Source organism: Limnofasciculus baicalensis BBK-W-15, assembly GCF_024178385.1.
Lineage (GTDB): Bacteria > Cyanobacteriota > Cyanobacteriia > Cyanobacteriales > Coleofasciculaceae > Limnofasciculus > Limnofasciculus baicalensis.
Map to the genome: position 1 here is coordinate 3,539 of NZ_JAMZMM010000211.1, position 7,173 is coordinate 10,711.

Annotated in this window: 5 protein-coding genes and 1 pseudogene; 3 read left to right on the top strand and 3 right to left on the bottom strand. The window is 40.5% G+C overall.

Annotated elements, in window-relative coordinates; all coding sequences use genetic code 11:
• Positions 1-2,477: WG repeat-containing protein (locus tag NJ959_RS18860; RefSeq protein WP_254013284.1), on the bottom strand; the 2,477-nt coding region annotated here is incomplete at its 3' end.
• A gap of 521 nt (positions 2,478-2,998) precedes the next feature.
• Between NJ959_RS18860 and NJ959_RS30750 the strand changes: the two are divergent.
• The 3 genes and pseudogenes from NJ959_RS30750 to NJ959_RS18875 form a co-directional block, all read left to right on the top strand.
• Positions 2,999-3,160 (top strand): annotated as a pseudogene (locus NJ959_RS30750) (type II toxin-antitoxin system PemK/MazF family toxin); the annotation flags it as partial.
• A 163-nt stretch (positions 3,161-3,323) separates the two neighbouring features.
• On the top strand, positions 3,324-3,725 hold the full coding sequence (locus tag NJ959_RS18870; protein ID WP_254013286.1) for a type II toxin-antitoxin system Phd/YefM family antitoxin: 402 nt from the start codon (positions 3,324-3,326) through the stop codon (positions 3,723-3,725).
• The gene (locus NJ959_RS18875) at positions 3,712-3,984 is read left to right on the top strand and encodes a type II toxin-antitoxin system PemK/MazF family toxin (RefSeq protein ID WP_254013287.1); all 273 of its coding nucleotides are present in this window, start codon (positions 3,712-3,714) and stop codon (positions 3,982-3,984) included. The genes NJ959_RS18870 and NJ959_RS18875 overlap by 14 nt, the downstream gene beginning before the upstream one ends.
• A gap of 385 nt (positions 3,985-4,369) precedes the next feature.
• On the opposite strand, the gene NJ959_RS18880 is transcribed toward NJ959_RS18875, so the two are convergent.
• A complete protein-coding gene (locus NJ959_RS18880; RefSeq protein ID WP_254013288.1) occupies positions 4,370-5,773 on the bottom strand; it encodes a ferredoxin:protochlorophyllide reductase (ATP-dependent) subunit N in 1,404 nt (467 codons plus the stop codon).
• Positions 5,774-5,996: 223 nt separating this feature from the next.
• Complete coding sequence (gene bchL, locus NJ959_RS18885) at positions 5,997-6,863, bottom strand: ferredoxin:protochlorophyllide reductase (ATP-dependent) iron-sulfur ATP-binding protein (protein WP_254013289.1); 867 nt, start codon at positions 6,861-6,863, stop codon at positions 5,997-5,999.
• Between the last annotated feature and the right edge of the window lie 310 nt (positions 6,864-7,173).

Genomic DNA, 7,173 nt, shown 5'->3' on the forward strand with positions numbered 1-7,173 from the left:
ACAGGATTAGTGGGAGAATTGGTAGTAATAGGATTAGTGGGAGAATTGGTAGTAATAGGATTAGTGGGAGAATTGGTAGTACCAGGATTAGTGGGAGAATTGGTAGTACCAGAATTAGTGGGAGAATTGGTAGTACCAGGATTAATTGGATAACTTATCGCCACTCTTGCTAATCCTTGAGAAAAAGAATCTGCCTCATTAAACTGAGCCGGGATTACTAATATTCCAGTCGGATCTACATAACCCCACTTACCCCCTACCTTGACAGTTGCTAACCCTTCACTAAAAGAATTAGCAGCTTCAAATTGTGGCGGAATTACTAATTTGCCTGTCTTGTCAAGATAGCCATATTTGCTAGCAATTCTTACCAACGCTAATCCTTCCGAAAAAAACTCAGCCTCATCAAATTGCAACCGACTGATAAGCCGCCCAGTTTTATCGATATAGCCCCATTTATAACCCATTTTCACTCGCGCCCGCTCTTCCTTAAAAGAATCAGCCCAATCAAATTGGGGCTGACTTATCGATTTTCCTGATAAATCTATATAGTTATATTTGCCACCAACTCGGCGATGGGTAAAGCCACGAGATTTAATCGCTGATGGATTAAAAGGAACTGATTTAGCGTAGGCATTAGAGCGCAAAACTTTGCCCAGGGCATCATTATCTTCTCGCAATCCTTCATAGAAGAATAAAACTTCCCCATTAATACCGCGATCGCGATTATACTGAATTGACTGCAATAATAGTTCCGGAGTAATCCTGTAGGAGCTAACTTTAATCAAAATACCAGGAATAACAGAGGGTAGTTGTTGAGGTGTAAATTGCTCATTAACTAATCTATCTACAAGCTGTTTATATCCAGCAAAATCGCGGCGATATAGCTGAGGATGGATGAGATCGAGCAATCCGCGATCGCTCCAACTTTGACTATCCTGAAGGTATTCTTGAAGTCCCCAAGGATAAGGGCTGGGCGCAAGAGAAATAACCAAATTAGGATTAATTTTAATAATTTCCTGATAGAAATTAGTTAAAAAATCGTTAAGCAAATCAGCACGCCATTGGAGCCATTGAGAGTCTTTGGGGTTAGTGGGTGGATTTTGATTAAATTGCTGAAAATACCGAGCAACAGTTTTGGCATCGTAGCCTCCTTCTGAAGGGAGTGCGGGAAATCTATCATCTCCCTGAATGCCAGCAATATCGTAATTTTGAATAACTTCTAACATCAAACTGAGGAGAAATGTTTGGACTTCAGGATCGAAAGCATTCATCCAGTCAAAATTATTCTTTTTAAGTAAATTTCCGGTAATATCGCGTCCCGCCCAATCTGGTTTTTTAGTAATTAAACGTCCCCCATTCTGGTTAAATGAACTAGAAAATCCGTATTCAAACCAAGGAATTACTGCTAATCCTACCCGTTTAGCTTCAGTAACTATTTCTCCGAGGGGATCTCTACCCACAAAGCGGGAATCTATTTCCAATCCAAAGTTTTCTCGCATAATGCGACTGGGATAAAAAGTCGCACCATTATTCCAAACAACGGGAAAAATGACGTTGAATCCGCTTTGGGCGAGAAAGTTCATTGCCTCAATAATCTTTTGTTTTGAATTGAAGACTTGGCTATTAGTTGTAGTTAGCCAAACACCACGGATTTCTGAAATGTTGGGAGTAGATGTATTTAATTCTATACCGCTTTTTTCGCTTCCAGTTTGATAGCTTCTGACTAAGGCTATTCCTTCAGAAAAAGGATTGGCTTCGTCATGTTGGGGTGGCACTATTATTTTTCCGGTTTTGTCAATATAACCCCATTTATCGCCAATTTTTACTCTGGCTGTTTCTTCGGCAAAGGAATCGGCTTCCTCGAATTGGGGTGCAACTACGAATAAATTTAGGGCGACAATATAGTCTAGGGGCACTCCGGGAAGGTTTAAGGCGCGACAAAGTAGGGCGGCGATTTCGCCTCTGGTAGCATTTTCATTAGGATTGAGTTGTCGGATATTGGGATAGTTAATAACTAGATATTTGGCGGTTGCGGTTGCGATTGCTTTTACTGCATATTTGGGAATGGCAGCTACATCGTCAAAATATTGAGGAAGGATTTCTGTTGGTGTAGCATTGAGATCGTACTGCAATCCACTGACTAAAGCAACTAAGGATTGTACTCTGGGAATGGGTTGATTTAGTTTAAATGTGCCATCGGGATAACCTGAGAAAAAACCTGCACGGGTAACAAATTTAATTGCTAAATTTGCCCAGTGATTGGCAGGTACATCTTTGAAGGTAACTGGACTTTTGATTGGTGCGGCGTTGGGAAAAGCTTTGTTTAATAATACAGCAAATTCAGCACGGGTGACGGGGTTATTTGGTTTAAAGGTATTATCGGGGTAGCCTCCGACAATTTTACGGTTAAATAGCTGGCGAATAGAGTCTTTCGCCCAATGGTTTTCGATGTCTGGTAGAATTCCTAGATTGGACATTTTCTGGAAAGGGGGGAGTGGGGTGAAAAGAGCGATTATAATCTGATTAAACCATAAAGCCTCTTTTTGCTCAAAAAACTGGTATTTTTTTAGAAAGAGTTGGGTTAAACTGGCAACTTGCAGCATTCGCGATAATCCGGCAGTGGTTCAAACCACTGCCTAATAGCTGAAGTCAGTTAAAACTGACTGGGATGGTAATTTCAGTCCATTTTAATGGACTTGAGTATGGTTGTTTTTTACAGATTTTACTGGAATTATAGCGATTTTTACACTGATTTGAGAGATAATTTTGATTCGTTATATTTCTGCGATCGCACAAACTACAATTATTGCAATTAACCTCCGTAATTTACTGTCCGGAGGTGACAACCAATATAACCGATAATCATCTTTTCGGGTTCCTGTGAAAAAAAATAAATCCGCCAACCAAAAGATAACTTGATGTGCCAACTGAAGGTTCGCTGATTACCATCTGGACAAATAAAGGTTCGTTCTTGCCTATACTTAGGATTTTGTAAGGTGATTGGTTGGCTAGTGGTTTACGGGCTGCTTCAACTGTCCGTTTGTCTCGATTGGATTGTTTAGAAAAGTCTTTATTGCTGAGTAACATTGGGGAGGTTTCTTCAGCGGATGGTGGAGAATTGAAACGAGTATGGGATCTGTATATTAAACCTCAATTCTGAGAGGAGATGACAATAGAGGACAACTAGTGAGGATGTAGGGATGGCGATAGTCGCGTTTTCCCAAATTTGATAAGTTGTAGGGTAGGTTTTGCGATCGCCTAAGTTAATATAGAGATGAGATGCGGTAAAAGAAAAAAATGAAATTATATTGATGGGGTAAAATATGGTAAGTGTAAACCTCAATATGGTATCGGATAGCTTGACAAAACTGATTACTCAGATTCAAGATCGGGGAGAACGAGTTGTTATTGAGGAACAAGGCAAGGCGGTAGCGGCTATTATTACATATACCGATTTAAAGCGGCTGGAAGCTATAGAAGCAGCTCTCCTGAAAAAGGTAGAATTAGAAGAATATGAATGGTTGCGATCGCTAATCAGGAATCCAGCATTTCAATTTTTGAATCACCCAGAAGAAGATATCTACACTCTAGATGATGGGAAACCATTTCACGATCCAGAATGGGCAAAATCTGTCATCAACAATCCCAGCTTTGGTTTCATAACTGATCCTGAAGAAGATATCTACACTATTAGTGATGGTAAGCCATTCCATGACCAAGGGTAAAATTTTTCTGGCACCTTTTCCTTACGATGATCTGTCAGCTACAAAATTGCGTCCAGTAGCCTGTTTAACTAATCCAGTAGGAGCGCGTCGTCAGGTGATTGTGGCTTACATTACTAGTCGTATTCCTACTAACTTGCTGGAGACAGATATCTTGTTAGATACTACTCATCCCGATTTTGCTGCTACAGGATTACGACAGCCTTCAACTCTCAGGTTACATCAATTGGCTACAGTTTCTACAATTGTAATTCAGCGATAGTTAGGGGAGTTATCGTCAGACACACAAGCTGAAATTGCCCAAAAGTTATGTGAGATGTTAAGGAAATGAGTATGGGATATGTATATTAAACCTCAATTCTGATTCACCAATAATTATCGGAGTTTTCGTCATGGTAATAACACCAGAAAATACAAGAAATATAGAAAAGGCAGTATCAGATTTCTGAAAACAGCAATAAAAATACTGAGTCCGATTATTACGTTTGTTGTTTTACTCTATAGATATTGGGGTGACTTGTCCAAAATGATAAGGCAGCTTTTGTAGAATAATTAAAAATTTTACCTCTACATTTTACCTCTACAAACCAAGATACCCGACTTCTGGAAGCAGTCGGGTATCTAAAATTCGGGTATTTAAACCGATATCAAACCTTAGCCTCTTCCTTCACCAACTTATCCCAACCCAAATCCTTCAAACTACTATTACGACGCAAGGGGCGAGTAGCCAATTCCAAAATATCACGCGCATTAGTAAACCCGTGAATTTGAGCAAAAGTAAACTCAACGGACCACTTAGTATTAATCCCCCGCGCTTCTAACGGATTCGCATGTGCCATACCCGTAATTACCAAATCCGGTTTCAACTCATAAATCCGCTGAATTTGATTGTAATTATCCGGTTTTTCGATAATTCTGGGATTCGGTACACCCATTTCTTGGCAAGTCTTCTCTAACAATGATAATTCCGCTGCTTGATAGCGTTTATCCATATAAGGAATACCAATTTCTGGACAACTCATCCCGCAACGAATCAAGAAACGGGCTAAAGAAATTTCCAGTAAGTTATCACCCATAAAGAAGACAGACTTACCGCGAATTAGCTTGATATAGTCTTCCAAACTTGCCCAAATTTGCGCTTCTCTTTCGTCTAAACCTTTGGGTTCAATTCCAAATACTGAACAAATCTTTTCAATCCAAGCGCGAGTACCATCTGGACCAATGGGGAATGGTGAGCCAATTAATTTGCACTTGCGGCGGCGCATTAAAGTAGTAGCAGTACGAGACAAGAAAGGATTGACACCAGACACATAATACCCTTCTTCTAATACTGGTAATTCAGTATAGCGTTTCGCAGGCAACCAACCGGAAACTTTTATCCCTTGTTTCTTCAATTCCAGAGTTAAATTAGTCACAACTGGATCTGGCATTGAGCCGAATAATACTAAAGGTGGATGATCCACATATTCTGACTCTTCCGCCGCTACATCTTCTTTCTTCCGTCCGAAATTAAGGAGTTTAGAAATAGCATTTCTTTCTTCTTTTTCCCCTTCCTTAACTGGTGCTTGGCTGGGACATTTGTGAACCATCGCAGCTAAGACAGTATCTTCACCTTGAGTAAAAGCATAGTCTAAACCATTAGCACGAGCAGTTACAATCGGAATACCAATTTCCGCTTCTAATCTGGGTGCTAATCCTTCCAAATCCATCTTAATGATTTCAGTGGTGCAAGTACCAATCCAAACAATTACACTAGGATTGCGATCGCGTTTAATTTGCACGCACAATCTTTTTAGTTCTTCGTAATCATTAAGTTGGGCGGAAATATCCCCTTCTTCCAACTCCGCCATCGCATAGCGGGGTTCGGCAAAAATCATCACTCCCATGGCATTTTGCAGGAAGTAACCGCAGGTTTTTGTCCCGATGACGAGGAAGAAACTATCTTCAATTTTTTGATATAGCCATGCGACACAGCTAATCGGGCAAAATGTATGGTAATTGCCTGTTTCGCATTCAAATTCTAGGGCTTGGGGTGCTTCAATAGCAGTCATAGTTGTTTGTTGTTAGTTATTTGTTGTTTGTTGTTTGTTGAAATAAGATCTTGCACCAAAACCTCTCCGTACCTCAGCACTATCCTCTCCGTACCTCTGCGTTTCAAAAAAAGCAAATTTTACCGCTTATTTAAAATGGTGCAAGTCTGAGTTTAATATCTTGTACTTTGCTATCTGTTGTTTGCTAATCACCAATAACAAACAACAAATAACAAATAACAAATTACACCATCATCAAGTCCAGTTTTTCTTCCTCTTTTGTTGCTTGGGGTTGCTGGGGATTGAGGTAGAAGTCAGATAGTAAGGAGAACAATTCGCGATCGGGTGAATCATTTGGTACAACACCTTCTGGTTGTGCTAAGATTTGGTCGGCGATATTTAAGTAGTAATCGCAGACGTAATTTAGAGAAGAGTCTGTTTCTGCCATTTCAAATAGGGTTTTGCCTTTGACGCGGGAAACCCGAATGTCTTCAATTAAAGGCAGTATTTCTAATACTGGCATGGGTACTGAATCAATATATTTATCGATTAAGTCACGCTTGGAGGTGCGGTTACCAATTAATCCGGCTAAACGGAGGGGATGGGTACGTGCTTTTTCTCGTACTGATGCGGCAATGCGATTGGCGGCGAATAGGGCATCGAAACCGTTATCGGTGACAATCATGCAGTAGTCGGAATAGTTTAATGGTGCTGCGAATCCGCCGCAAACTACGTCGCCTAATACGTCAAATAGAATTACGTCGTATTCGTCAAAAGCGTTTAATTCTTTGAGCAATTTTACGGTTTCGCCGACTACATAGCCGCCGCAACCTGCACCTGCGGGAGGACCACCTGCTTCGACGCAATCTACGCCACCATATCCTTTATAGATTACATCTTCAGGCCATACGTCTTCGTAGTGATAATCTTTTTCCTGAAGGGTATCGATAATGGTGGGAATCAAAAAGCCAGTCAGAGTAAAGGTACTATCGTGTTTGGGATCGCAGCCAATTTGCAGAACTTTTTTACCACGTCTGGCTAAGGCTACTGAAATATTGCAGCTTGTGGTGGATTTGCCGATACCGCCTTTTCCGTAAACTGAGAGTTTCACGTTTAGTAGTCTCCTATCTTTGGATCAAAACTGGACTTTTTTCTTAATTAGCGATCGCATCCTCCACGACGCTTCGCGTAATCGCTTCTCTCGTCGTGTTGTTTGCATTATTCACTATCTCCACGACAAAAAAAAGGGGGCTTTTTCTTGGCTTGGGGTTTAAATCGATTTTATTTGGTTTATAGGATCGCTTGGCAAGCTTAAAGGATTGCCAGACTCTATCAAGGATTTTTAAGGTTTAATTAAGGTTCTTGTGTTTGATAGCTTCTGACTAAGGCTATTCCTTCAGAAAAAGGATTGGCTTCGTCAT